General features: G+C 75.3%; 21 protein-coding genes, 1 pseudogene and 1 riboswitch. Of the genes and pseudogenes, 5 read left to right on the top strand and 17 right to left on the bottom strand.

Features of this window, described 5'->3' with window-relative positions; all coding sequences use genetic code 11:
* Nucleotides 1-164: 164 nt before the first annotated feature.
* Together DEH69_RS01875 and DEH69_RS01870 are read left to right on the top strand one after the other, a co-directional pair.
* Entirely contained in the window at nucleotides 165-767 is a 603-nt protein-coding gene (locus tag DEH69_RS01875; RefSeq protein WP_258534363.1) for a uridine kinase, read from the top strand.
* 51 nt (nucleotides 768-818) lie between these two features.
* Nucleotides 819-2,678, top strand: a complete 1,860-nt coding sequence (locus DEH69_RS01870) for an AAA family ATPase (RefSeq protein WP_113685132.1) — start codon at nucleotides 819-821, stop codon at nucleotides 2,676-2,678.
* 53 nt (nucleotides 2,679-2,731) lie between these two features.
* On the opposite strand, the gene DEH69_RS01865 is transcribed toward DEH69_RS01870, so the two are convergent.
* The 9 genes from DEH69_RS01865 to DEH69_RS01825 form a co-directional block, all read right to left on the bottom strand.
* The gene (locus tag DEH69_RS01865) at nucleotides 2,732-3,214 is read right to left on the bottom strand and encodes a PH domain-containing protein (protein ID WP_113685080.1); all 483 of its coding nucleotides are present in this window, start codon (nucleotides 3,212-3,214) and stop codon (nucleotides 2,732-2,734) included.
* The gene (hisG, locus tag DEH69_RS01860; RefSeq protein WP_113685079.1) at nucleotides 3,211-4,059 is read right to left on the bottom strand and encodes an ATP phosphoribosyltransferase; all 849 of its coding nucleotides are present in this window, start codon (nucleotides 4,057-4,059) and stop codon (nucleotides 3,211-3,213) included. The genes DEH69_RS01865 and hisG overlap by 4 nt, the downstream gene beginning before the upstream one ends.
* A gap of 62 nt (nucleotides 4,060-4,121) precedes the next feature.
* On the bottom strand, nucleotides 4,122-4,394 hold the full coding sequence (locus DEH69_RS01855; RefSeq protein WP_113685078.1) for a phosphoribosyl-ATP diphosphatase: 273 nt from the start codon (nucleotides 4,392-4,394) through the stop codon (nucleotides 4,122-4,124).
* Between the two features lie 33 nt (nucleotides 4,395-4,427).
* The gene (gene ribH / locus DEH69_RS01850) at nucleotides 4,428-4,913 is read right to left on the bottom strand and encodes a 6,7-dimethyl-8-ribityllumazine synthase (RefSeq protein ID WP_113685077.1); all 486 of its coding nucleotides are present in this window, start codon (nucleotides 4,911-4,913) and stop codon (nucleotides 4,428-4,430) included.
* A 121-nt stretch (nucleotides 4,914-5,034) separates the two neighbouring features.
* A complete protein-coding gene (locus DEH69_RS01845; protein ID WP_113685076.1) occupies nucleotides 5,035-6,333 on the bottom strand; it encodes a bifunctional 3,4-dihydroxy-2-butanone-4-phosphate synthase/GTP cyclohydrolase II in 1,299 nt (432 codons plus the stop codon).
* A complete protein-coding gene (locus DEH69_RS01840; protein ID WP_113685075.1) occupies nucleotides 6,330-7,019 on the bottom strand; it encodes a nicotinamide mononucleotide transporter family protein in 690 nt (229 codons plus the stop codon). Before DEH69_RS01840 ends, DEH69_RS01845 begins: the two co-directional genes overlap by 4 nt.
* On the bottom strand, nucleotides 7,016-7,636 hold the full coding sequence (locus DEH69_RS01835) for a riboflavin synthase (RefSeq protein ID WP_113685074.1): 621 nt from the start codon (nucleotides 7,634-7,636) through the stop codon (nucleotides 7,016-7,018). Before DEH69_RS01835 ends, DEH69_RS01840 begins: the two co-directional genes overlap by 4 nt.
* Complete coding sequence (gene ribD / locus DEH69_RS01830; protein WP_113685131.1) at nucleotides 7,637-8,722, bottom strand: bifunctional diaminohydroxyphosphoribosylaminopyrimidine deaminase/5-amino-6-(5-phosphoribosylamino)uracil reductase RibD; 1,086 nt, start codon at nucleotides 8,720-8,722, stop codon at nucleotides 7,637-7,639.
* A 159-nt stretch (nucleotides 8,723-8,881) separates the two neighbouring features.
* Nucleotides 8,882-9,012: riboswitch (FMN riboswitch) on the bottom strand.
* A gap of 331 nt (nucleotides 9,013-9,343) precedes the next feature.
* A complete protein-coding gene (locus tag DEH69_RS01825; RefSeq protein WP_113685073.1) occupies nucleotides 9,344-10,561 on the bottom strand; it encodes an ROK family transcriptional regulator in 1,218 nt (405 codons plus the stop codon).
* A gap of 60 nt (nucleotides 10,562-10,621) precedes the next feature.
* Between DEH69_RS01825 and DEH69_RS01820 the strand changes: the two genes are divergently transcribed.
* Nucleotides 10,622-11,872 carry an MFS transporter gene (locus DEH69_RS01820; protein ID WP_113685072.1) on the top strand — a complete coding sequence of 417 codons (1,251 nt, stop codon included), beginning with the start codon at nucleotides 10,622-10,624 and terminating at the stop codon, nucleotides 11,870-11,872.
* 81 nt (nucleotides 11,873-11,953) lie between these two features.
* Here the strand turns inward: DEH69_RS01820 and DEH69_RS01815 are convergent, their stop codons facing one another.
* From DEH69_RS01815 to DEH69_RS01805, 3 genes are all read right to left on the bottom strand, one after another.
* Complete coding sequence (locus DEH69_RS01815) at nucleotides 11,954-12,412, bottom strand: phospholipase (protein WP_113685071.1); 459 nt, start codon at nucleotides 12,410-12,412, stop codon at nucleotides 11,954-11,956.
* A gap of 129 nt (nucleotides 12,413-12,541) precedes the next feature.
* Nucleotides 12,542-13,243: a bifunctional 2-polyprenyl-6-hydroxyphenol methylase/3-demethylubiquinol 3-O-methyltransferase UbiG gene (locus tag DEH69_RS01810; RefSeq protein ID WP_113685070.1), complete on the bottom strand. Its 702-nt coding sequence runs from the start codon at nucleotides 13,241-13,243 to the stop codon at nucleotides 12,542-12,544.
* Nucleotides 13,244-13,305: 62 nt separating this feature from the next.
* On the bottom strand, nucleotides 13,306-14,769 hold the full coding sequence (locus DEH69_RS01805) for a GuaB1 family IMP dehydrogenase-related protein (protein WP_113685069.1): 1,464 nt from the start codon (nucleotides 14,767-14,769) through the stop codon (nucleotides 13,306-13,308).
* A gap of 430 nt (nucleotides 14,770-15,199) precedes the next feature.
* Here DEH69_RS01805 and DEH69_RS32290 point away from each other — a divergent pair.
* Nucleotides 15,200-15,331: pseudogene (locus DEH69_RS32290) on the top strand (XshC-Cox1 family protein); the annotation flags it as partial.
* A 74-nt stretch (nucleotides 15,332-15,405) separates the two neighbouring features.
* Here DEH69_RS32290 and DEH69_RS01795 read toward each other — a convergent pair.
* The 4 genes from DEH69_RS01795 to fmt all read right to left on the bottom strand — a co-directional run bounded on the left by DEH69_RS01795 (nucleotide 15,406) and on the right by fmt (nucleotide 19,762).
* Entirely contained in the window at nucleotides 15,406-16,389 is a 984-nt protein-coding gene (locus DEH69_RS01795; protein WP_113685068.1) for a sugar-binding transcriptional regulator, read from the bottom strand.
* 157 nt (nucleotides 16,390-16,546) lie between these two features.
* Complete coding sequence (rpe, locus tag DEH69_RS01790; RefSeq protein ID WP_113685067.1) at nucleotides 16,547-17,224, bottom strand: ribulose-phosphate 3-epimerase; 678 nt, start codon at nucleotides 17,222-17,224, stop codon at nucleotides 16,547-16,549.
* Nucleotides 17,225-17,266: 42 nt separating this feature from the next.
* Complete coding sequence (locus tag DEH69_RS01785) at nucleotides 17,267-18,691, bottom strand: RsmB/NOP family class I SAM-dependent RNA methyltransferase (protein ID WP_113685066.1); 1,425 nt, start codon at nucleotides 18,689-18,691, stop codon at nucleotides 17,267-17,269.
* Nucleotides 18,692-18,781: 90 nt separating this feature from the next.
* The gene (gene fmt, locus DEH69_RS01780; RefSeq protein WP_113685065.1) at nucleotides 18,782-19,762 is read right to left on the bottom strand and encodes a methionyl-tRNA formyltransferase; all 981 of its coding nucleotides are present in this window, start codon (nucleotides 19,760-19,762) and stop codon (nucleotides 18,782-18,784) included.
* A gap of 250 nt (nucleotides 19,763-20,012) precedes the next feature.
* On the opposite strand from fmt, the gene DEH69_RS01775 reads away from it, so the two are divergent.
* Nucleotides 20,013-20,525, top strand: a complete 513-nt coding sequence (locus DEH69_RS01775; RefSeq protein ID WP_113685064.1) for a hypothetical protein — start codon at nucleotides 20,013-20,015, stop codon at nucleotides 20,523-20,525.
* A gap of 19 nt (nucleotides 20,526-20,544) precedes the next feature.
* On the opposite strand, the gene DEH69_RS01770 is transcribed toward DEH69_RS01775, so the two are convergent.
* On the bottom strand, nucleotides 20,545-22,647 hold the full coding sequence (locus DEH69_RS01770; protein WP_113685063.1) for a primosomal protein N': 2,103 nt from the start codon (nucleotides 22,645-22,647) through the stop codon (nucleotides 20,545-20,547).
* Nucleotides 22,648-22,695 lie beyond the last annotated feature (48 nt).

Raw genomic sequence — 22,695 nt, 5'->3', positions numbered from 1 at the left:
TGTCTCCCGGTCGTTTCCGGCGTTCGCCGGGTGAGGGCGGGCGAGGGCGCGGAGCACCACTATCGCGGGTCGGTCAGCTGACGACCAGTAAGCGACCGGGAACGCGCGGAAGCAATATTGGTGTCGACCAGTGACGATGCCGAACCGACGTTAGGCTGATCGCGATGATCGCCGCCCCGGATGACGGACTCGACGACGACGGACTCGCCGGAATCGCCGGACTCCGGGAAAGGGTGCGCGCGCTCCCGCCCTCGTGCGGCCCGGCGCGTCTCGTGGGGATCGACGGGCACGCCGGTTCCGGCAAGTCGACACTGGCCGACCGGCTTTCGGCGGCGCTCGGCGGCGCTCCCGTGGTGCGACTCGACGACTTCGCGACGCACGCGTCGTTCTTCGGATGGACCGAGCCGCTGACACGTCAGGTGCTGCGCCCGCTGGCGGCCGGGCGGACGGCGCGGTACCTGACGTACGACTGGGAGAGGGGCGCGTTCACCGGCGCGCGGGTGCTTCAGCCCGCGCCCGTTGTGCTGCTCGAGGGCGTCGGTGCGGGACGGCGCGCGCTGCGCCCGTGGCTCGCGCTGCTGATCTGGCTCGACGTCCCCGCGCCGGTCGCCTGGAAACGCGGGCGGCGCAGGGACGGACCGGGCCTCGGGGACTTCTGGGACCGCTGGGAGGCGGCCGAGTCCGCGCACTTCGTGAAAGATCCGTCGAGGCCCTTTGCGGATATCCTGATGTTATCGAGGGGTGGTCGTCACGATGCGCGCTGGTGAGGACGTCCTCGTGCAGGGGGCAGACAGCGGAAGCCCGTTGTGGGGGTCGTCATGAACTCTGGCGCTCATGTCCGGTCCGGTCACCATCGTCCCGAGACGGGCGCCGATCTGGCGTGGCTGCGCGGGGTGGACGCCTACACGGCCGCGGCCTATCCGGAGGCCGAGGAGGAGTTCCGCGCGGCGGTGCGCGAGGACCCCGGCATGGCGGACGCCTGGCTCGGGCTGCACGCGCTGCGCACGGACGTCCCCGCGGCGCTGCGGCACATGTACCGCAACCGCGCCAGGTTCGGCGAGCAACGCGCCAGGCACGGGCGCCCGTTGAGCTCCTGGTACTGGCTGGGCTGGTGGGTGCAGCCGGTGCTGGAGACCCCGCGCGACCTGCTGCTCGCGCACGCCTCGCAGCTGCTCGACGGGCGGCGCATGCCAGAGCTCGACCGGGCGCTGGCTGAGTGCCCCGCGCCGGAGTCGGACCCCTACGCCCGCTTCCTGCACGCGTGCCGGTGCTATCTGTCGAAGGACTGGGAGGGCCTTTACCGGTTCACGGCCTCGCTCACCGACGATCCCCATCTGGGCGTGGAGGCGGGCCTGTTCGCCGGGATGGCGCGGGTACGGCTCGACATGTTCGACCAGGCGGAGCCGCTGCTGACGGCGGCGCTCATGCGGTGCCGCAGCGAGCAGCCGCAGCGCAAGGAGCTGCGGTACTGGCTCGCGCGCGCCCGTGAGGGCAGCGGGCGCAGCGCGGCGGCGATCCCGCTGTACCGGGCGGTGCACCACGTGGACCCCGAGTTCATGGACACGGCGGTGCGGCTGACGGCGCTGGCCTCTGAGGACCCCGAGGCCGGGCATGTGATGGACCACAGGGACGGCGCGGACGCGGACTTCGGGGCGTCGGACGAGGAGGCGGCGGCCCCCTTGACCGGCGGGCCCGCCGGGCGCAGGGTCCCCTCCCCCGCCGCCCCCGCCGCCGCGGGGCACGGGCTCTCGCCGCGGCTGGCGCGGACGCTGCCGCCCGCGCCCGACCCCGAGCTGCTCGCGCGCACGCTCGCCGAGCTGGAGCGCATGGTGGGCCTCGACCCGGTGAAGGAGCAGGTGCGGGCGATGTCGGCGCAGCTGCGGATGGCGCGGCTCCGCTCGGGGCAGGGGCTTCCTGTGCAGCCGCCCAAGCGGCACTTCGTCTTCTCCGGCCCTTCGGGCACGGGCAAGACGACGGTGGCGCGGATCCTGGGGCGGGTCTTCCACGCGCTGGGCGTGCTCAGCCACGACCGGCTGGTGGAGGCCCAACGCGCCGATCTGGTCGGGGAGTTCCTGGGGCAGACGGCGGTCAAGGCCAACCGCCTGATCGACTCGGCGCTCGGCGGGGTGCTGTTCGTCGACGAGGCGTACAGCCTGGTCCACACCGGCTACAGCAAGGGCGACGCGTACGGGGACGAGGCGTTGCAGGTGCTGCTCAAGCGGGCGGAGGACAGCAGGGAGCACCTGGTGGTCATCCTGGCCGGGTATCCGGCGGGCATGGACCGGCTGCTCGCGGCCAATCCGGGGCTCAGCTCGCGCTTCTCGGCGCGCGTGGAGTTCCCGAGCTACCAGCCGGGCGAGCTGACGGCGATCGGCGAGCTGCTGGCGGCCGAGCACGGCGACGCGTGGGACGCCGAGGCGCTTGAGGAGCTGCGCAGCATCGCGGACCACGTGGTGGCGGAGGGCTGGATCGACGAGCTGGGGAACGGCCGCTTCCTGCGCACCCTGTACGAGTCGAGCTGCGCGTTCCGGGACATGCGGCTCTCGGAGGCGGCGGCGGCGCCCACGCGGCAGGAGCTGGCGACGCTGCGGCTGCCCGACCTGATGCAGGCGTACGGCGAGGTGCTGGCGGGGCGGGGGCGCCCGCGGGAGGACGACGAGCTGCCGCCGCTGGCGTGAGCGCGCGGGGCGCCGCAGGGCCGTCGTGTGATCGCCGCAGGGCCGTCGTACGGTCAGGGCGCCTTGGTGCCCAGCGTCTCGGCGAGGGAGCGCAGCGTGCGGGCGTCGGCGAGGGCGCGGGAGCGGGCGACGCCCGGCTGGATGGCCATCACCGGCTGAACGGTGCCGTCGGCGAGGTCGAGCGTCACCCAGGGGTCGCCGGGGCGCAGGGTGACGCGGACGACCTCGGGCCAGGCGAGGCGGCGGGTGGTCGTGAGGTTGATCACGGTCAGCCCTTCGCGGTCGGCGGTCACCTTGGGGCGGCTGAGCAGCGCGAGCACGCCCCAGGCCAGCAGCCCGCTCGCCGCGACCGCGGCCCGTTCGCCCAGGCTCCAGCTGACCGCGCCGCCCGCCGGGAGGAGGGCGGCGATCAGCGTGAGCACGGCGAACACGGCCGCGCCGATGGACATCAGCGCCACCCGCGTGACCGTCGGGCGGATGGTCAGCGGGAGCGCGGCGACGGGGTCGGCGGGCACGGGGTCGACGGGGGCGGTCACAGGCGGGCCGCGTGGATGCCGGTGGTCAGGATGGCGCGGGCGCCGAGGTCGTAGAGCTCGTCCATGACGCGCTGGGCGTCCTGGACGGGAACCATCGAACGGACGGCGACCCAGCCCTTGTCGTGCAGCGAGGAGACGGTGGGCGACTCGAGTCCCGGGGTGAGGGCCACGGCCTTGTCGACCAGCTCGGAGCGGATGTCGTAGTCCATCATCACGTAGCGCCGCGCGACCAGGACGCCCTGGAGGCGGCGGAGGAACTGCCGCGCCTTGGCCTCCTGCGCGCTGTCGCCGGGGCGGCGGATGACGACGGCCTCGGACTCGATGATGGGCTCGCCGACGATCTCGAGCCCGGCGTTGCGCAGGGTGGTGCCGGTCTCCACCACGTCGGCGATGACCTCGGCGACGCCCAGCTGGATCGCGGTCTCGACGGCCCCGTCCAGGTGGACGACGGCCGCGTCGACGCCGTGGTCGGCCAGGTGCTTGGTGACGACCCCGGCGAACGACGTGGCGACGGTCAGCCCGCCGAACTCGCCGACGCCGGTGACCGTGCCGGGGCGCGTGGCGTAGCGCAGGGTGGAGGCCGCGAAGCCGAGCCGCATGATCTCCTCGGCGTGCGCCCCGGAGTCCAGCAGCAGGTCGCGGCCCGTGATGCCGATGTCCAGGCGGCCCGAGCCGACGTAGACGGCGATGTCGCGGGGGCGCAGATAGAAGAACTCGACCTGGTTGTCGGCGTCGATCAGGACCAGCTCGCGGCGGTCCTTGCGCTGCCGGTAGCCGGCCTCATGGAGCATCGCCGCCGCAGGCTCGGAGAGGGAACCCTTGTTGGGAACGGCGATGCGCAGCATGGCTCCAGCTTTCTCGTCGGGCGCACCGGTGCCTGGGGCCGTCCGGGTGCGGGCTGTCCGGGTCAGAGGTGAGCGTATACGTCGTCGAGGGAGATGCCGCGCGCGACCATCATCACCTGAAGGTGGTACAGCAGCTGCGAGATCTCCTCCGCGGTGCGGTCGGCGCCCTCGTGCTCGGCCGCCATCCACACCTCCGCGGCCTCCTCGACGACCTTCTTGCCGATCGCGTGGACCCCGGAGGCCACCAGCTCCGCGGTCCGTGACGTGCGGGGGTCGCCGGTGGCGGCCTTGTGCTGAAGCTCGGCGAACAGCTCGTCGAATGTCTTGTTGGCCATGGTCCTCTTACCCTACGGCCTGACCTGAACGGCTCAGCGCGCGGGCCCGGGGACCTCGCGCAGCACGGCCGCGGTGGCCACGGCCGCGGTGACCGCCTCGTGGCCCTTGTCCTCGGCTGACCCCGGCAGCCCGGCGCGGTCGATGGCCTGCTCCTCGGTGTCGCACGTCAGCACGCCGAAGCCGACGGGGACCCCGGTGTCGACGCTGACCTGGGTGAGGCCCTGGGTGACGCCCTGGCAGACGTAGTCGAAGTGCGGGGTGCCGCCGCGGATGACGACGCCGAGGGCCACGACGGCGTCGTAGCCGCGGGTGGCCAGGGCGCGGGCGGCGACGGGCAGTTCGAAGCTGCCGGGGACGCGGACGACGGTGGGCTCGGGGATGTTCAGCTCGACGAGGGCGCGCTGGGCGCCGTCGATGAGGCCGTCCATCACCGTGGCGTGCCACTGGGCGGCGGCGATCGCGACCCTGAGGTCGGCGCCGTCGGTCACGCGCAGTTCGGGAGCGCCGTTGCCGCTCACTCGTTCTCCTTCGTGGGTGTGGGGTGGTGTGTCGGGTGGTGCGTGGGGTGGTGCGTGGGGTGGTGCGTGGGGTGGTGCGTGGGGTGGTGCGTGGGTGGATGGGACCCGCGGGGGCGGGCGTTCACTGGCTCGCGCAGGGCGAGACGGGCGCCGCGTCGAGCCAGGGCAGGTCGTGGCCGAGGCGGTCGCGCTTGGTCTCCAGGTAGCGCAGGTTGTGCGCCCCCGGGGGCACGGGCACGGGCTCGCGCCGGATGACGCGCAGGCCGTGCCGGGTCAGTGCGGCGGTCTTGTCCGGGTTGTTGGTCATGAGCCGCAGGGAGCGCACGCCGAGGTCGGCGAGGATCCTGGCGCCCGCGGCGTAGTCGCGGGCGTCGGCGGGCAGGCCGAGTTCGAGGTTGGCGTCCAGGGTGTCGCGGCCTCGCTCCTGGAGCTCGTAGGCGCGCAGCTTGGACAGCAGTCCGATGCCGCGGCCCTCGTGGCCGCGCAGGTAGAGCACCACGCCGCGGCCCTCGGCGGCGATGCGGGCCATCGACGCGCGCAGCTGGGGGCCGCAGTCGCAGCGCTGGGAGCCGAGGACGTCGCCGGTGAGGCACTCGGAGTGCAGGCGGACCAGGACGTCATCGCCGTCGCCGAGGTCGCCCGCGACCAGGGCGATGTGCTCGACGCCGTCGGCGGCCGAGCGGTACCCGTAGGCGCGGAAGTCGCCGTGCGCGGTGGGCAGGGCGGTCTCCGCCTCGCGGCGCACGGCGGGCGGCGCCTCCTCCTCGGCCTGGCCGCGGTAGGCGATGAGGTCGGCGATGGAGACGAGGGCGAGGCCATGGGTGCGGGCGAACGTCCGCAGCTGGGGCAGGCGCAGCATCGTGCCGTCCTCGGCTGCGATCTCCACCACGACGGCGGCGGGCCGCAGCCCGGCGAGGCGGGCGAGGTCGACCCCGGCCTCGGTGTGCCCGGGGCGGGCCAGCACGCCGCCGGGGCGGGCGCGCAGCGGGAAGACGTGCCCGGGGCGCGAGAAGTCCGCGGGCGCGGCGGCCGGGTCGGCGAGCAGCCTGATGGTGGCGGCGCGGTCGGCGGCGGAGATGCCGGTGGTGACGCCGTGCGCCGCGGTGGCGTCGACCGAGACGGTGAACGCGGTGGCCATCGACTCGGTGTTCTTCTCCACCATCTGCGGCAGGTCGAGCCGGTCGAGGTCGTCGCCCGCCATGGGGACGCAGATCATGCCGCGGCACTGGCTCATCATGAACGCCACGATCTCGGGCGTGATCAGCTCGGCGGCGACGATGAGGTCGCCCTCGTTCTCCCGGTCGGCGTCGTCGACGACCACGACGGGGCGGCCGAGCGCGATGTCGTCGATGGCGCGCCTGACCGGGTCGAGGGGCGCCTGGCGCTCCTCGGGGAGTGGGCGTCGCGGGGCCACGGTCATGCGGTCGCTCCTTCCGTGACGGGTCGCCTGGCGGCGGGCGGTGCGGTCGTGCGGTCCTGGGGGGCGTCCGCGGCGCGCGAGCGCCGCCACCAGTCACGCAGTCCCCACAGGACGAGGACGAGGTAGACGACGTAGACGAGCCCGGAGAACGGCAGGCCGCTGCTGAAGGCGAGCGGGACGCCCACGAGGTCGACCAGCAGCCAGGCGAACCAGAACTCCACGAGGCCGCGCGCCTGGGCGACCATGGCCACGAGCGTTCCGACGAAGATGTACGCGTCGGGCCAGGGGTTCCAGGAGAGGTCGGGGAAGGCGGAGAACAGCCCGCCGACGGCGAGGGTGCCAAGAGCCGCCCCCGCGGCGAGCGCGCCGCGCTCACGCCACGTGGCGAACCGGATGGCGATCCGGCCGCCGCCGGTGTCGCGCCCGAGGTGCCACTGGCGCCAGCCCCACACGGCGACGGTGATGACGAGGAGCTGCTTGCCGACGCCCCCGGCCAGGTCGGCCGAGGCGTACGCGGCGACCAGGATGGCGCCGGAGAGCAGCTGGACGGGCCACGTCAGCAGGGAGCGCCGCCAGCCGAGGGCGAGGGCGGCGAGCCCCGCGAGGTTCCCGGTCATGTCGGACCAGATGACGTCCTGCCCGAAGGCGGTGAACGCCGTGGCGTGCAACGGGTCCAGCGGGCTCATCGGAGATCGGCCCCCTCGGGCGTCCGCTCGCGGTGGGTCAGCAGGCGCTCGGTGTACTTGGCGATGATGTCGACCTCGAGGTTCACCGTGTCGCCCGGCTGCTTGCGGCCGAGGGTGGTGAGGTCGAGCGTGGTGGGGATGAGGCCGACGGCGAAGCGGTCACCGGTGGCCTCGGTGACGGTGAGGCTGACGCCGTCGACGGTGATGGAGCCCTTCTCCACGACGTAGCGTGCCAGGCCCTCGGGGAGCGAGAACGTCACGGCCTCCCACTGGTCGCCCGGCACCCGGCTCAGCACGGCCGCGGTGCCGTCGACGTGGCCCTGGACGATGTGGCCGCCGAGTCGGCCGCCGACGGGGGTGGGGCGTTCGAGGTTGACGCGTGAACCGGGCGTCAACTCCCCGAGGTTGGAGCGGGTGAGTGTTTCGGCCATGACGTCGGCCGTGAACGCGCCGTCACCGGTCTCGGTGACGGTGAGGCACACGCCGTTGACCGCGATCGAGTCGCCGTGGGCGGCGTCCGCGGTGACGACGGGGCCGCGCAGGCGCAACAGGGCCGAGTCGCCGACGCGTTCGACGGCAAGGACCTCGCCCAGCTCTTCGATGATTCCGGTGAACACTTACGACTCCTGGGGGACGGTGGTCGGCACGGCGGTGAGGCGAACGTCGGGGCCGACACGGGTCAGTTCGGTGACGCGCAGACGCAACGCCGAGGCGATCGTGGTGATTCCTGCGCCGGTCAGGGCCGTGGGGCCCTCGCCGAGGAGCGCGGGGGCGAGATAGCCGGTGACCGCGTCGACCGCGTGGGCGGCGACGAACGCGCCGGCGAGCGTGGGGCCGCCCTCAAGCAGCACCGACCGCACGTCGCGGGCGTGCAGGGCGGCGAGGAGCGCGGGGATGTCCAGCCCGCGCCCACCGGGGGCGCGCGGCAGGCGTACGACCTCGGCATGGGGCGCGAGCGGATCGGTGCGCTCCGGGGGGACGTCGTCGGCGACGGCGATCAGGGTGGGGGCGGCGCCGTCGAGGACACGGGCGCCCGGCTTGACGGCCACGGCCTCGGTGTCGGCGACGACGCGCAACGGCTGGCGGGCGCCCGGGATGTCGCGCGCGGCGAGGTGCGGGTCGTCGGCGCGGGCCGTTCCTGAGCCGACGAGCACGGCGTCGGCGCGGGCGCGCAGGAGGTGCACGTCGGCGCGGGCCTCGGGCGAGGTGATCCAGCGGCTCGTGCCGTCGGCGGCGGCGACGCGGCCGTCCAGGGTGGCGGCGTACTTCCAGCGGACATGGGGGCGGCCGAGGCGAACGGCGGTCAGCCACGCGGCGTTCACGGCCTCGGCCTCGTCGGCGAGCAGCCCGGCCGCGACGTCGATCCCGGCCGTGGCGAGGACGGCGGCGCCGCCCGACGCGGTGGGGTTGGGGTCGGCGACGGCGTAGACGACGCGGGCGATCCCGGCGTCGATCAGGGCGCGGGCGCACGGGCCCGTGCGGCCGGTGTGGGCGCAGGGCTCGAGCGTGACGACCGCGGTGCCGCCCCTGGCGGCGGGCCCGGCCTCGGCGAGCGCGTGCGCCTCGGCGTGCGGGCCGCCCGCGGCCCGGTGCCAGCCCTCGCCGACGGGCGCTCCCGAGGCGTCGATGACGACACAGCCGACGACGGGGTTGGGGCTTGCGGTGCCGAGGCCACGGGCGGCGAGCGCGACGGCGCGCCGCATCGCCTCGGCCTCTGCTGCGGGGGCGGCCACCGGATCCTCCTGCCTCTTGGGCACGGCTCCGGGGCGCGAGGGACAGGACGGCAACGGAAGACGGCCGCCTCGGACACCCGGTCCGCCCCACGGGCGGACCAGCACCCGGGACACACCGGTCCCGCTCCGCCGCGCACTGCCTCCCATCCGGACTTTCACCGTCGGTCCAGGAATTCCACCTGGTCAACCGGCCGCTGGAGGCGGACGGGTCGCGGACTGTAACCGCCGGTTCGGAGTTTCACCGACCCCGGAGTGCGCTACGTCACTGGTACACAACCAGTGTGCCACGCCTCGCCTTCGGCGGGTCCCGGCTGTGTGACGCCTCACAGAGGGCCTTCCCCCGGGGCAGCCACGGACATCCCGGCGACACACAACGAACCTCCCCGCGTCAGCGGGGCGTCAACGCCAGCGAGCCCGCTGAACGGCGCGCGCCACCGGGAGCGGCCACCGGGAGCGCGGCCGCCACATACCGGTATCCGCCTGCCCGTTCGGCGTACGGTCCCGGCCGACGACGAGACAAGCCACCACGGCCGACGGCGCGCACCACCGGACCCTCCGTAGCCGCCGTCGCAGCCGCCCGCAGGGCACCCCTCACGCGGTCGACGTGAACAACGCCTCGCGCGCCGCGTCCAGAGCCGTCAGCAGGGCGCCGTTCAGGACCGGGCTACCGGCGACCGTCGAGGCGCGGACCTCCGTCGCCAGCGGGGAGAGCGGCCGCACGCGGGCCGCGACGCGCTCAGCCAGCGCGGCGCCCCCCGCCCGGCCGACCTCACCGCCGAGCACCACACAGCCGGGGTCGAGAACGGCGGCCACCCCGGCGATGGCCACCGCGACGCGCTCGGCCAGCTCGTCGAGGAACGTCGCGCTCGCCGCCGCGCCCCCCTCCGCCCCCGCGTTCCCCGCCCCCGCGTTCTCCTCGGCCGCCGCGCGCACCACCGCCTCGGCCGCCGCCGCGTCGTCCCCCGCCCCCGCCGAGAGGCCATGGCGGCGGGCCAGCGCGCACACCGCGCCGCTCGACGCCTGCGTGTGGAAGCCGCCGTCGCAGTCGGTCGCCGATGGCAGCCCGCCCGTGCCCGGCACCGGCAGGAAGCCGAGCTCGCCCGCGCCGCCCGACGCGCCCCTGCGCAGCACCCCGTCGAGGACGACCGCCGCGCCGATGCCGTGGCCGAGCCAGATCAGCACGAACGTGTCGCGATCGCGGACGGCGCCGACGCGGTGCTCGGCGATGCCCGCGAGGTTCACCTCGTTCTCCAGCAGCACGGGAGCGGCCATCCCCTCCCGCAGCGCCGCGAGCAACTCCCCGTGCCAGCCCGGCAGTCCGCCGAACGGCGGCAGCGCGCCCGTGCGCGGGTCGGCCAGCCCTGGGGCGCCCATCACGGCCGTGTGGAACGCCGGGACGCCCGCGGCGCGCCGCGCGTCGTCCAGGGCGGCCAGCACGTTCCCCACCGCGTCGGCGCCGCCGTCGACCGGCACCGCGCCCCGCCCGACCGTGGCGCCTGTCAGGTCCGCGAAGGCAAACGCCACCCCTCCGGTGCGCACGTCGAGCGCCGCGACATGGGCGCGTTCGCCGACCAGGCCGTAGACCTTGGCGTTGGGCCCGCGGCGCTCCTCCCCCGCCTCCCCCACGACCTGCACAAGGCCGCTGCGGCCCAGCCGGTCGAGGAGGTCCGAGACGCTGGGCCGGGACAGGCCCGTCAGCTCCCTGAGCCCGGTGGCGGTCAACGGGCCGCGCTCGACCAGGAGTTCGAGGGCGATGCGGTCGTTGATGGCCCTGGCCGTGCGGGGGGACGCGGTGCGCGCGGTGCTCATCCCGGCATCCTCGCAGACCTTCCACTTTTTATCAGTAAGGCTTCCTGATAGTTTACGGCCATGCCGCACCCCGACCCCCCGGCCCCCTCGCCCGACTCGACCCGCCGCGCCCGCCTGGCCGTCGGCGCCGTCTTCGCCGTGCACGGGGCGGCGCAGGGCAGCTTCGCCACACGCATCCCGTGGATCAAGGACCAGCTCGACCTGAGCACCGCCGTTCTCGGCCTCGCCCTGGCCTTCCCCGCCATCGGCGCCTCGCTCGCCATGCCGCTCGCCAGCCGGATCATGCACCGCTACGGCGCGCTCGCCGCCGTGCGCGGCCTGCTGATGCTGTGGTGCGCCGCCCTCGCGCTGCCCGCGGTGGCGCCCTCGCTGGTCGCGCTGTGCGCCGTGTTCGCGGTCTTCGGCGCGACCGCCGGGATGGCCGATGTCGCCATGAACGCCCAGGGCGTGGACGTCGAACGCGCCCATGGGCGGTCCATCATGTCCGGGCTGCACGGCCTGTGGAGCGTGGGCACCCTGCTGGGCGCCGCGATCGGCGTGGGCGCGGTCCACCTGAACGTCGACGCGCGGGCGCACCTGGCGCTGGTCGCCGCGGCTCTGGTGGCGGCGACGCCGTTCATCTGCCGGGGGCTGCTCGACGTGCGCCCAGGGCCGGACGAGGACCCGCCGCCGCGGTTCGCGCTGCCCCCGCGTTCGGCGCTGCTGATCGGCGCGGTGGGGATGTGCGCGATCCTGGCCGAGGGCGCGAGCGCCGACTGGTCGGGGGTGTACCTCAGGGACGTGACCGGCGCGTCCGAGACGGTGGCGGCCGCGAGTTACACGGCGTTCGCCTGCACCATGGCCGCCGCGCGGCTCGCCGGGGACGCCGTGGTGCGGCGCATGGGCCCGGTGCGCGCCGTGCGGCTGAGCGGGGTGCTCGCCGTCTCCGGTGGAACGCTGGTGGTGACGGCGCAGGCGCCGGCGCAGGGCATCGTGGGGTTCGCGCTGCTCGGGGTGGGGATCGCGGTCGTGGTGCCGCTGGCCTTCGCGGCGGCAGGGCGCAGCGGGCCGAACCCCGGCCAGGCCATCGCCGGCGTGGCGACGGTGACCTACACGACGGGCCTCATCGCCCCCACGCTCATCGGGACCATCGGCGAAGTGACGTCCCTGCCCGTGTCGTTCGGCGTCGTGACGGCCGCGACCGCGGTGCTCGTGGCCGCGGCGGGCGTGCTGGGCGCGGGGGGAAGGAGCACCACGGTCGCCTCGGACCTGTCCTCGCCCGGCGGGGCGCGGGCCTCAGGGGACGCGGGCGGGCGGCTGGCCCGCGAGTGAGACGGCGCGGGCGGCGGTCACTGCCTCCGCCGCCGCCCGCGCCCCTCGGGGTCGACGCGCGTCGCGTCAACTCCGTTGCGTTCAGCCCACGTTGCGAACGGCCTGGTAGTAGGTCCACGCGGTGCCGTCGCAGGCCGCGCCGGTGGCGCCCGAGTACCCGTCGCACACGCGCAGCAGGTCCTCGTAGAAGGCGCTGTCGAGGCGGGCCTTGTTGGGCTCGAAAATGCCGAGGTCCTTGTGGTTGCGGTAGCCGAAGTCGTGGCGCGCGCACGCCGTTTCGAAGGGGAAGCCGAAGGGGTTGTCCGGGGACCAGGAACACAGGTCCGTCGACCAGTCGAACTCGTAGGCGGCCCAAGCCGCCTGGTTGTGACGCGCGTTGAGCCAGGCGTTGTAGCTGCTCGCGCTGGTCTGCGTCCAACTGGACAGCACCTGGGGCTTGTCGGGCGGAGCGGCGGCGGCGGGGGACGCCGAGACGGCGACGGCGCCGAGCGCCAAGGCGGAAGCGGACACCGCGGTCGCGAGCCGTTGACGGGTGCGCATGCGCATCCTCCGGAGGATGTGGGCGGCCGGGCGAGCGGGCCGCGTGGGGGTTCCGGAGGGAAAGCTACTTGCGGGTAAAGGGATACTCAACCCTTCCCGCATGCACGGTTGTTGACGCGGAGGCGAACGTCAACGCGCGTCAACGGGAAGCGCCCTGACCCAGCACCCGTCGTCCGTCAGCGCGGCGTCGAACGCCAGCCCGGCCCCGGCGAGCGCCCGCTCGAACGCGCCCTCGCCGTACCGGTGGGAGAGGAACGTCTGGCTCCACTCCGCGCCATCGATCGCGTACTCCACGCGGATCCGCGAGGTGTCGGCGTCCACGGGGTCCGCCGACACGACGCGCACCACCCCGCCGTTGCCCAACTCCCGCTCGCGCGGCACCCGGACGTGCCAGTCCTCGCCCTCGCGCTCGATCAACACCGCGCCGCCGGGGGCGACATAGCGGCGGCATGCGGCCAACAGGCCGCGCCGCACCGCGGGATCACCCGAGTGCACCAGGAACGAGCCGAGGACCACCACGTCGAAGCGCTCATCGCCGAGCTCAAGCGCCTCGATCGGCGAGCACACCGTGCGCGCGCCCGAGACATGGGCCAGCATCTCGGGCGACTCGTCGACCGCCGTGACGGTGAACCCGCGCCGAAGGAGGGGACGGGTCACCCGGCCCACGCCGCAGCCGAGCTCCAGCAGGCGGGCGCCCGGTGGCGAGACGGAGGCGATCACATCGGGCTCGCGCCCCACCGGCAGCCGCAGCCACCACTCCACCGGGCTCCCGTCGGGGGTGATGACCCCGGGACCCGTTCCGGCGCTGCCCTCGCGTGCCTGTCCGCCCACGGGCCCATCAGACCACCTGGCACCCGCCCCCACCAGGGGCCGGAACGCCAACCGCCCCCGGATTACTGCCAGCTGGCGTGCAGCGGCTGCCCCTCGGCGTACCCGGCGGCGCTCTGCACCCCGACGACGGCGCGCTCGGCGAACTCGCGCAGCGTCCCCGCACCCGCGTAAGCGCACGCCGATCGCACACCCGCCACGATGGCGTCGATCAGGTCCTCGACGCCGGGCCGCACCGGGTCGAGGAACATCCGCGACGTGGAGATCCCCTCCTCGAACAGCCCCTTGCGCGCCCGGTCGTAGGCCGACTCCTCGCTCGTGCGGTTTCGCACGGCGCGCGCCGACGCCATGCCGAAGCTCTCCTTGTACAGCCGCCCGTCCGCCGTCTGCTGGAGGTCGCCGGGGGACTCGAACGTCCCGGCGAACCACGAGCCGATCATCACATTGGAGGCGCCGGCGGCCAGCGCCATCGCCACGTCCCTCGGGTGCCGCACGCCGCCGTCCGCCCACACGTGCTTGCCGAACTCGGCCGCGGCGGCGGCGCATTCGAGCACCGCGGAGAACTGAGGCCGCCCCACCCCCGTCATCATCCGCGTCGTGCACATCGCGCCGGGGCCCACGCCCACCTTGACGATGTCGGCCCCCGCCTCGATCAGGTCGCGCGTGCCCCCGGCCGAGACGACGTTCCCGGCCACGACCGGCACGCCGGGGTCGAGCCCGCGCACGGCCCGCAGCGTCGCGATCATCGACTCCTGGTGCCCGTGCGCGGTGTCCACCACCAGCGTGTCGACCCCGGCCTCGAGCAACGCCTTGGCCCGGCCCGCCACATCGCCGTTGATCCCGACCGCCGCCGCGATCCGCAGCCGCCCGCCGCCGTCCGTCGCGGGACGGTACAGCGTCGCGCGCAGCGCGCCCTTGCGGCTGAGAATCCCGGCGAGCCGCCCGTCGGCGGTGACGGCGGGCGCGATCTTGCGGTGCGCGGAGTCCAGCGCGGTGAACGCCTCCCGCGGGTCCATCCCCGCGTCAAGCACCAGCAGGTCGCGCGACATCACCTCGCCGACCTGGGTGAAGCGGTCCACGCCGAGCAGGTCGGCCTCGGTGACGATGCCGACGGGCCGCTCCGCCGACACCACGACGCCCGCGCCGTGCGCCCGCTTGGGCAGCAGCGCCAGGGCGTCGCCCACCGTCTGGGTGGGCGCGAGCACGATCGGGGTGTCAAGGACGAGGTGGCGACGCTTGACCCAGGCGATCACCTCGGTGACCACGTCGAGCGGGATGTCCTGCGGGATGACCGCGAGGCCGCCCCTGCGGGCCACCGTCTCCGCCATGCGGCGGCCCGCCACCGCCGTCATGTTCGACACGACGAGGGGGATCGTCGTCCCCGTGCCGTCCGGCGTGGACAGATCCACGTCCTGGCGGGACGAGACCGCCGAACGGCCCGGGACCATGAAGACGTCGTCATACGTCAGGTCGTAGGGAACCGGAGATGACTCTACGTAGCGACCTGTGGTGGCCTCAAGGAAACGCATAGACCCACAATTTCACGCGAAATGTCGCAGGTCACTCCCACGAAGACACAGCAAAGCGCCCCCGCGATCATGTGATCCTCCAAGGAGGTACGGGGGCTCCGGTGCCGGGCAGGAACCTGCCTTACAACAAAACGCTACCCGGGCCCCGTCCCACGTGCGAGCCGAGGACCGCCCAGGGTCAGGCGGCCCGTCCAGGCCGCGCAGCGCTCGGATCGTCCGCAAACAGCGGCTCTGCGCATCGAAGCCTGGGCTCCAGCGCTGCTCGACCTCGGTGACCTCGGGAGTGTCGGCTCCGGGCTACCTCGGGGCACAGAGCGCAGTGCGCGGCCGAGAGCCTTCTCCTGCTCGTCGCGTGCCCCGCGCAGACGCATGTCCCCGTGGCAGTCCTCGAGCGCGTGGCGCAGGTTCCAGTCGAAGAACTCCTCGTCGTGTGGCCCGGCTGGGCTCCTTCGTCGGATATGACGTGACCGTGTGCGACGCCAGGCCGGTCCTTGCAACGACCCGCAGGTTCCCGGACGCCGACCGCGTCGTCGTCGACTGGCCGCACCGCTACCTCCGGACAGAGATCGAGGCGGGCCGTGTCGATCGACGCACGTCGCGGCCATCGCGGACCTCACGTCCGTCGCGGCCGCCCGGTCAGACGTCGGGGTCGGCGCGTTCCAGGGCGGGGCGCTCCCCCGTGGGCTGCGTCAGCAGCCGGTCGGCCGCCGCCGTGTCGGTGACCAGGCTGGTGACCAGGCCGGAACGCAGCACCGCGCCGATCGCGTCGGCCTTTCTCGCGCCCCCCGCGATGGCGACCACCTCGGGCACCCGGCGCAGCCGCTCGGCCTCGACCGTGATGCACCGTTCCCCCAGGTCGCGCCCGACCCGGCGCCCGTCGGATGCGAACAGGTGCGCCGACATCTCGGCGGCCACCCCGAGCGAGTCGTAGTGCTCGCGCTCCTCCTTGCCCAGCATGTCGTGGACCGCGGAGACGCCCGTCTCCCACGAGCCGATGGAGACCGCGGCGATCGTCACCTTGTCGAAGTACTCGAACGCGGCCGCGATCCCCGGCTGCCGCCGCAGCGCCGCCGCCGTGCCGGGGTCGGGCAGCAGCATCGGCGCGTAGATCGGGTGGGCCGCGCCCCCCGAGACCGTCGCCGCGCGCCGCACGGCCTCGACCGAGCCGCGCTCGGCCGTGCCCGCGTCGTAGACCCCCGTCAGCTGCACCACGGTGCACGGCGGCAGCTCGCGCAGGGCCGCCGCCATGTGGATCGTGGAGCGGCCCCAGGCCAGCCCGAGCACGTCGCCCTCGGCGACCAGCTCGCCCAGCAACTCCGCGGCCACCTCGCCCAGATGCTCGGGATCGGGCGTGTCGTCCGCGGCCCCCGAGGGGGACTCGGCGACCACGACGTGCCGCAGCCCGTACCGGGCCCGCAGCGCGTCGGAGCGGTCGGCGTCCAGCTCGGCGGGGACCCTGATCTCGATGCGGACCAGATCGTGCTCCACGGCCGACTCCAGGACGCGGGCCACCTTGAAGCGGCTGACCCCGAACTCGTCCGCGATCTGGATCTTCGACTTGCCTTCCAAGTAGAAGCGGCGGGCCATCGCCGCCGCCTGCATCAGCTCCGCGGGCCCCATCCGTGTGGCTGACCTCCCGGTCGGCACCGCACTCACCTCACTGTCCTCCGGTTTGTGTCCCCGCACACATACGCGTGTTCATCCTCGCAGATCCCGGTGGCCGACGGCCGGTTCCCGCCGGTGCGGAGGGCCGGGGAACCGGATCGACAGCCAGCGTTCACCGGGATGTGGCGTGGGGCGGCGCGGCCCGCTCGGCCAGCTCGCGCAGCGCCCGCACCGCGGCGGCCGGGTCCTCGGCCCCGTAGACGGCCGAGCCCGCGACGAAGACGTCGGCGCCCGCCTCGGCACAGCGTTCGATGGTCTCCGCCGAGACCCCGCCGTCGACCTGGAGCCACAGGGCGAGGCCGTGCCGCTCGATGAGCTGCCGGGTCCTGCGGATCTTGGGCAGCATGATGTCGAGGAACGCCTGCCCGCCGAAGCCCGGCTCGACCGTCATCACCAGGAGCATGTCCAGCTCGGGCAGCAGGTCCTCGTACGGCTCGATCGGGGTGGCGGGCCTGAGCGCCATCGAGGCGCGCGCCCCCTTGGCCCTGATCTCCCGCGCCAGCCGCACGGGGGCCGCGGCGGCCTCCACGTGGAACGTGACCGAGCCCGCGCCCGCGTCCACATAGGCGGGCGCCCAGCGGTCGGGGTCCTCGATCATCAGGTGGCAGTCGAGCGGGGTGTCGGTGGCCCGGCCCAGCGCCTCGACGACGGGCACCCCGAGCGTCAGGTTCGGCACGAAGTGGTTGTCCATCACGTCGACATGGAGCCAGTCGGCGCCCTGGACGGCCTTCGCCTCGTCGGCGAGCCGTGCGAAGTCGGCCGACAGCATGCTGGGGTTGATCTGAGCCATGGCGCCAGTATTCAACATCGTCTTCCGCGCCGTGGCGGGGGATCAGATCCGCCGCAGCAGCGCCAGATACATCGCGTCGGTGCCGTGCCGGTGCGGCCACAGCTGCACGTCGGGACCCTCGCCGAGGTCGGGCACGCCGGGCAGCAGGGGGCGCGCGTCGATCCACTCCGCGCCCGGGCCCCCCGCGTCCGCGAGCCCCTTCAGCACATCGCCGACCACCAGGCGGGTTTCGGCCAGATGTGGCGAGCAGGTCGCGTACCCGACGACGCCTCCGGGACGCGTCGACTCGATCGCGGAGCGCAGCAGCGCGCGCTGGAGCCGGGTGAGCCCGTCCAGGTCCTCGGGCCCGCGGCGCCAGCGCGCCTCGGGGCGGCGGCGCAGCGCGCCGAGGCCCGTGCAGGGCACGTCCACGAGCACCCGGTCGAACGTGCCGGGCCGCCACGCGGGGCGCGTGCCGTCGGCGACGACGGTGCGGGCGGGGCCCGGGTTATCCGCGAGGGCGCGCGCGACCAGGCGCGCGCGGTGCGGCTGCTTCTCCGCGGCCAGCAGCTGCGCGCCCCGCCCCGCGGCCAAGGCGGCGAGCAGCGCGGCCTTGCCGCCCGGGCCCGCGCACGCGTCGAGCCAGCGGGTGTCGGCGCCGGTCAGCGGGACGTTGGCCAGCGCGAGCGCGACCAGCTGGCTGCCCTCGTCCTGCACCCCGGCCCTGCCCTCGCGCACGGCGTCCACCGCGCCCGGCTCGCCGCCCTCCGCGAGGCGCGCGGCGAACGGCGACCAGCGCCCCGGCTCGGCCCTCCCCTCCTCGGTCAGCTCGGCCACGGTGGCGCGCCCGGGGCGGGCGACCAGGGTGACGGTGGGCCGCTCGTTGTCCGCGGCGAGCAGGCGCTCGATCTCCTCGCGGCCGCCGCCCAACGCGTCCCACAGCGCCGAGACCACCCAGCGCGGGTGGGAGTGGACCAGGCCGAGGTGGCCCTCGGGGTCGTCGTCGTAGGGCGGGGCCAACTCGGCGAGCCAGCCGTCGAGATCGCGCGCGGCGACGCGGCGCAGCACGGCGTTGACGAACTTGGCGCGCCCGTCGCCCAGCACGCAGCGGGCCAGCTCGACGGACGAGCTGACCGCGGCGTGGCTGGGGATGCGGGTGCCGAGCAGCTGGTGGGCGCCGAGGGAGAGCACGTCGAGCACCGGCGGGTCCACCTCGCGCAGCGGCCGGTCCACGCACTCCCGCAGCACCTCGTCATAGGTGCCCTGGCGGCGCAGCGTGCCGTAGACGAGCTCGGTGGCGAGCGCGGCGTCCCTGGCGTCGAGCGTGCCCGCCGCCCTGGCCCTGGCCAGCATCGGGGGCAGCACGAGGTTGGCGTAGGCGCCGCGCTCGTCGACGGCGCGCAGCGCCTCGAAGGCGAGGATCCGCACCGGGTCCCTGCGGGGGCGGCGGTAGGGCCTGGCGGCGGGGCGGCGCGGCCGAGTGCTCATCGGGACGGTCAACTCCGGTGGTGCGGGAACATGCCTCCCCAGCCTACGGCGGCCTCGCGGGGAGCCGACGGGGTGGTCGACGGGCAGGGCTCAGCCGTGGGGATCCGCGCCGTGGGCGTCCGTGCCCCTGGCGCCCGCGTCGCCGCCGAGGCACTCGCCGGGGGCGAGGCGGACGCCGCGGGCCCAGTCGGCGGCGGGCATGGGCTTCTTGCCCTGGGGCTGCACCCAGCCGAGCGCGACGGCGTGCGAGCCTGTGCCCGCGCGGACGGCCCGCTTGTCCACGGCCAGCTCGCCCGGCGCGAGCCCTCCGTGCTCCGGCGCGAGGGAGACCTGCCGCAGCTTGAGGCGTTCGCCGCGAAACGTCGTCCACGCCCCTGGCGCCGGCGTGCACGCCCGCACCTGGCGGTCCACGCGCAACGCGGGCGCCGCCCAGTCCACGGCGGCGTCCGCCACGGTGATCTTGGGCGCGAGGCTGACGCCGTCGGCGGGCTGCGGCCTGGCGACCAGCGAGCCGTCCTCGATGCCGTCCATCGTGGCCGCGAGCAGCCCGGAGCCGGCGAGCGCGAGCCGTGTCAGCAGATCGCCGCTGGTGTCCTCGGGCCTGACGCGCTCGGTCAGCACCCCGTAGACGGGGCCCGAGTCCATGCCCTCCTCGATGAGGAACGTCGTCGCGCCGGTCACCTCGTCGCCCGCGAGCAGCGCGTGCTGCACCGGGGCGGCGCCGCGCCAGGCGGGCAGGAGCGAGAAGTGCAGGTTGACCCAGCCGTTGCGGGGGATCTCAAGGGCGACCTTGGGCAGCAGCGCGCCGTAGGCGACCACGGGGCAGCAGTCGGGGGCCAGGGCGCGCAGCCGGTCGAGGAACTCAGGCTCCCTCGGCCGCGCGGGCCGCAGGATCTCGATCCCCGCCTCCGCGGCGCGCTCGGCCACCGGGCTCGGCACCAGCCGCCGCCCCCGGCCCGCGGGCGCGTCGGGGCGGGTGACCACGGCGACCACCTCGTGCCGGTCCGACGCGAGCAGGGCGTCGAGCGAGGGCACGGCGACCTCGGGTGTGCCGGCGAAGACGAGCCTCATCGTTCGGGTGCCAACCTCTCGGACGGGTGCCGGACGGATGCCGGGACGGACACGTGGAGCGGCTGGACAGTCTACGTTCGGCGACGGCGGCGCGCCGGCGGGGGCGTACAGCTCCCCGTGCGCTCCGCCGAGTTGACGATGCGCTCCGACAGCGTGACCCCGACCGCCGCCGCGCGTTGGTCAAGACAGATTGACCGCAACGGGCCGATTTCGGGCCCGCTTCCTTGACGCCGGTTCGAGAGGCTTGTTGATGGCCGACCACGCCACCCCTGACGCTCAGGCACGGGCCAGCCTGCATCTGCTGGTCCGGGACATCGAGCGGGTCCGCCGCCAGGTGGACGCGCTGCGCACCCTGACCGCACAGCTGGGCAATGTCTACCGCCCCCGACGCACCGGCCCCTCGGCCGGGTTCGTGGTGTACGGGCGCGCCCCCGCCCCGACCGTCCGGCTGGCCCAGGAGCTGCGGGACAGCGTGGAGGCCCTGGTCACCGCGGCGGTGGACTTCGACCGTTCCCTCGGCTTCTCGTGGGACGCGGTGGGCTCGGCGCTCGGGGTCACCAAACAGGCCGTCCACCGCAGGTACGGGGCGCGGCGCCCGGCGGGCCCACCGGGGGGGCCGCCCGCCCCGGCGCGCGAGCCCGCGCGCGCGGAGAGTCCCGCGCCCCCCACGGTCCCGGCCGCGCGCGGCGTGCCCGTGCGGCCGCCCGCGCCGGTGCAGGGCGAGGCCAGGCCGGGGGTGTTCCCCGGGCAGCGCAGCGGATAGCGCGGGGGGGCGCGCCGGGTCAGCCGATGTCCTGGGGGTCGACGACCACCCGGACGCCCGGCCCCTCCCTGCGGGCGAGCCTGGCGGCCTGGGCGGTGCGCAGCGCGTCGGCCATGGCCGCCCCGGCGCCGGGAGGAACGCGCACCAGGGCCCGCTCCCACCGCTCCCCCGGCGGCGGATCGCCCGTGCGGCGCGGGCGCCCCGGCTCGGGCACAGGAAGCGGCACGGGCCCGAGCACCTCGGCGTCGCCCGGCAGCTCGGCCGCCGCAAGCAGCCCCGCGACCGCCTCGGGCGGCCCGCTGACGGCGGCCATCCGCGACACGGGCGGGAAGCCGAGCGCGGCCCGGTCGGCCAGCTCGCGCCTCGCGTGGCCCGCGGGGTCCCAGCGCACCAGGGACTGCACCGGGCGCAGGGTCGGCTCGGCGAGCACCACCGCGGTGCCGCCGTCGGCCCGCGCCCTGACCAGCGCCGCGGCGCCGAGCCAGCGGCGCAGCGCCTCCTCGGCGGCCCGCAGGTCGGGGCGCCCGAGCAGCGTCCAGCCGTCGAGCAGCAGCGCCGCGGCATAGCCGGGCCCCTCGGGCACGGGCTCGGCGCCCGGCGTGCTGACGACGAGCGCCGGTGCGTCGGGCACCGAGTCGAGGACGTGGTCGCGGCCCGAGGTGCGCACCGGCACGGCGGGGAACGCGCGCCCCAGCTCCTCCGCCGTGCGCCGGGCGCCCACCACCACCGCGCGCAACCTGTCGCCGCCGCACTCCTCGCAGTGCCACGCGGGCTCCTCGGCCCCGCACCAGCCGCAGCGCAGCGCCTCGTCCGCGCCCACGGCGGCCAGCGGGCCATGGCACGCGCCGCAGCGCGCCGGCGTGCGGCAGCGGGCGCACGCCAGGCGCGGGGCATAGCCGCGGCGCGGCACCTGGATCAGCACGGGCCCGAGGGCGAGGCCGTCCCGCAGAACGTTCCACGCGAGGGTGGGCAGCCGGGCCGAACGCGCGCCCTGGTCGCGCGCCTGGTCGTCGTCGCCGACCGTCCTGATCAGCGGCGCCGTCGCCCTCACCGTCTCGCGGTCGGCCAGCAGCGGCCCCGCCCAGCCCGTCTCGACGAGCCGCGCCGCCTCCGTCGTCACCGCGTGGCCGCCGATCAGCGCGGCGGCCCGCTCCTGCGCCGCGCGCAGCACCAGCACCTCGCGGGCGTGCGGCTGGGGGGCGCGCTCGTCGCGGTGCCCGTCGTCCCCGTCGTCCCACACGGCGACGAGGCCGAGGTCCCGCACCGGCGCGAACATCGCCGCCCGCGTCCCCACCACGCCGCGCACCGAGCCCCTGCTGATCGCGAGCCACCTGCGGTACCGCGCCTCGGGCCCCGCGTCGGCGGTCAGCAGCACATGGTGTCCTGGGCCGATCAACGCGGTGAGCGCGGCGTCGACGCGGGCGGCGGCCCGCCCCTCGGGCAGCACCGCGAGGGCGCCACGGCCCGCGGCAAGCGCGGTGGCGAGGGCGCGGGCCAGCTCGTCCGGCCAGCCAGGGCCCGGCAGCGCGGTCCACACCGCGCGGGGGGCCCCGCCGCCGCCGAGGGCGTCGAGGAACGCCCGGCCCCTGGGATAGCGCGCCCAGCCCGCGGGCTCGGGAGCCGCCGGGGGGCGCGCGGGGTCGGGCGAGGGCGCGCGTTCGGCCTTGGCCATCCGCGGGGGCACCGCGAGGGAGACCACGTCGGCGAGCGCGCCCGCGTAACGGTCGGCGACGGCCCTGCACAGCGCGAGCAGCTCGGGCGTGAGGACGCGTTCGGTGGAGAGCACCTGGGCGAGGGGGGCGAGCACGCCGGGGAAGTCGCTCTCGGCGCGGCGCTCGACGATGAAGCCGTTGATCAGCCGGCCGCCCTCGCGGCGCCCCTCGCGCTGCCCCGCGCCGAAGCGCACGCGGACCCTGACGCCCGGCTGGGCGTCGACGTCCATGGCGGCGGGCACCGCGTAGTCGAAGAACCGGTCCAGGTGCACCAGGCCCTTGTCCACCAGCACGCGCGCCACGGGCAGCCGCCCGGCCGCGGGAACGCCGCGCCACGTCCGCGGCCTGGCCCGGGGGGCGACCCCCTTGACCAGCGCGAGCTGCTCCCCGTGCTCCTCTCGACCACCCACATGGCCAGTACACCAGAGGCCGGTGACACCCGGCCCCGGTCGCCGGAT

This window comes from Streptomyces sp. PT12, from assembly GCF_003311645.1.
GTDB lineage: Bacteria > Actinomycetota > Actinomycetes > Streptomycetales > Streptomycetaceae > Streptomyces.
The sequence above is the reverse complement of the archived record's forward strand: the minus strand, read 5'-3'. Positions and strand labels throughout refer to the sequence as shown.

What these genes read in the sequence shown, in the direction of transcription:
- DEH69_RS01875 (WP_258534363.1), top strand. Translation starts at nt 165, where the DNA reads ATGATCGCCGCCCCGGATGACGGACTCGACGACGACGGACTCGCCGGA.
- DEH69_RS01870 (WP_113685132.1), top strand. Translation starts at nt 819, where the DNA reads ATGAACTCTGGCGCTCATGTCCGGTCCGGTCACCATCGTCCCGAGACG.
- hisG (WP_113685079.1), bottom strand. Translation starts at nt 4,059, where the DNA reads ATGCTGCGCATCGCCGTTCCCAACAAGGGTTCCCTCTCCGAGCCTGCG.
- DEH69_RS01855 (WP_113685078.1), bottom strand. Translation starts at nt 4,394, where the DNA reads ATGGCCAACAAGACATTCGACGAGCTGTTCGCCGAGCTTCAGCACAAG.
- DEH69_RS01845 (WP_113685076.1), bottom strand. Translation starts at nt 6,333, where the DNA reads ATGACCGTGGCCCCGCGACGCCCACTCCCCGAGGAGCGCCAGGCGCCC.
- DEH69_RS01840 (WP_113685075.1), bottom strand. Translation starts at nt 7,019, where the DNA reads ATGAGCCCGCTGGACCCGTTGCACGCCACGGCGTTCACCGCCTTCGGG.
- ribD (WP_113685131.1), bottom strand. Translation starts at nt 8,722, where the DNA reads ATGCGGCGCGCCGTCGCGCTCGCCGCCCGTGGCCTCGGCACCGCAAGC.
- DEH69_RS01825 (WP_113685073.1), bottom strand. Translation starts at nt 10,561, where the DNA reads ATGAGCACCGCGCGCACCGCGTCCCCCCGCACGGCCAGGGCCATCAAC.
- DEH69_RS01820 (WP_113685072.1), top strand. Translation starts at nt 10,622, where the DNA reads ATGCCGCACCCCGACCCCCCGGCCCCCTCGCCCGACTCGACCCGCCGC.
- DEH69_RS01815 (WP_113685071.1), bottom strand. Translation starts at nt 12,412, where the DNA reads ATGCGCACCCGTCAACGGCTCGCGACCGCGGTGTCCGCTTCCGCCTTG.
- DEH69_RS01805 (WP_113685069.1), bottom strand. Translation starts at nt 14,769, where the DNA reads ATGCGTTTCCTTGAGGCCACCACAGGTCGCTACGTAGAGTCATCTCCG.
- DEH69_RS01795 (WP_113685068.1), bottom strand. Translation starts at nt 16,389, where the DNA reads ATGGGGCCCGCGGAGCTGATGCAGGCGGCGGCGATGGCCCGCCGCTTC.
- rpe (WP_113685067.1), bottom strand. Translation starts at nt 17,224, where the DNA reads ATGGCTCAGATCAACCCCAGCATGCTGTCGGCCGACTTCGCACGGCTC.
- DEH69_RS01785 (WP_113685066.1), bottom strand. Translation starts at nt 18,691, where the DNA reads ATGAGCACTCGGCCGCGCCGCCCCGCCGCCAGGCCCTACCGCCGCCCC.
- fmt (WP_113685065.1), bottom strand. Translation starts at nt 19,762, where the DNA reads ATGAGGCTCGTCTTCGCCGGCACACCCGAGGTCGCCGTGCCCTCGCTC.
- DEH69_RS01775 (WP_113685064.1), top strand. Translation starts at nt 20,013, where the DNA reads ATGGCCGACCACGCCACCCCTGACGCTCAGGCACGGGCCAGCCTGCAT.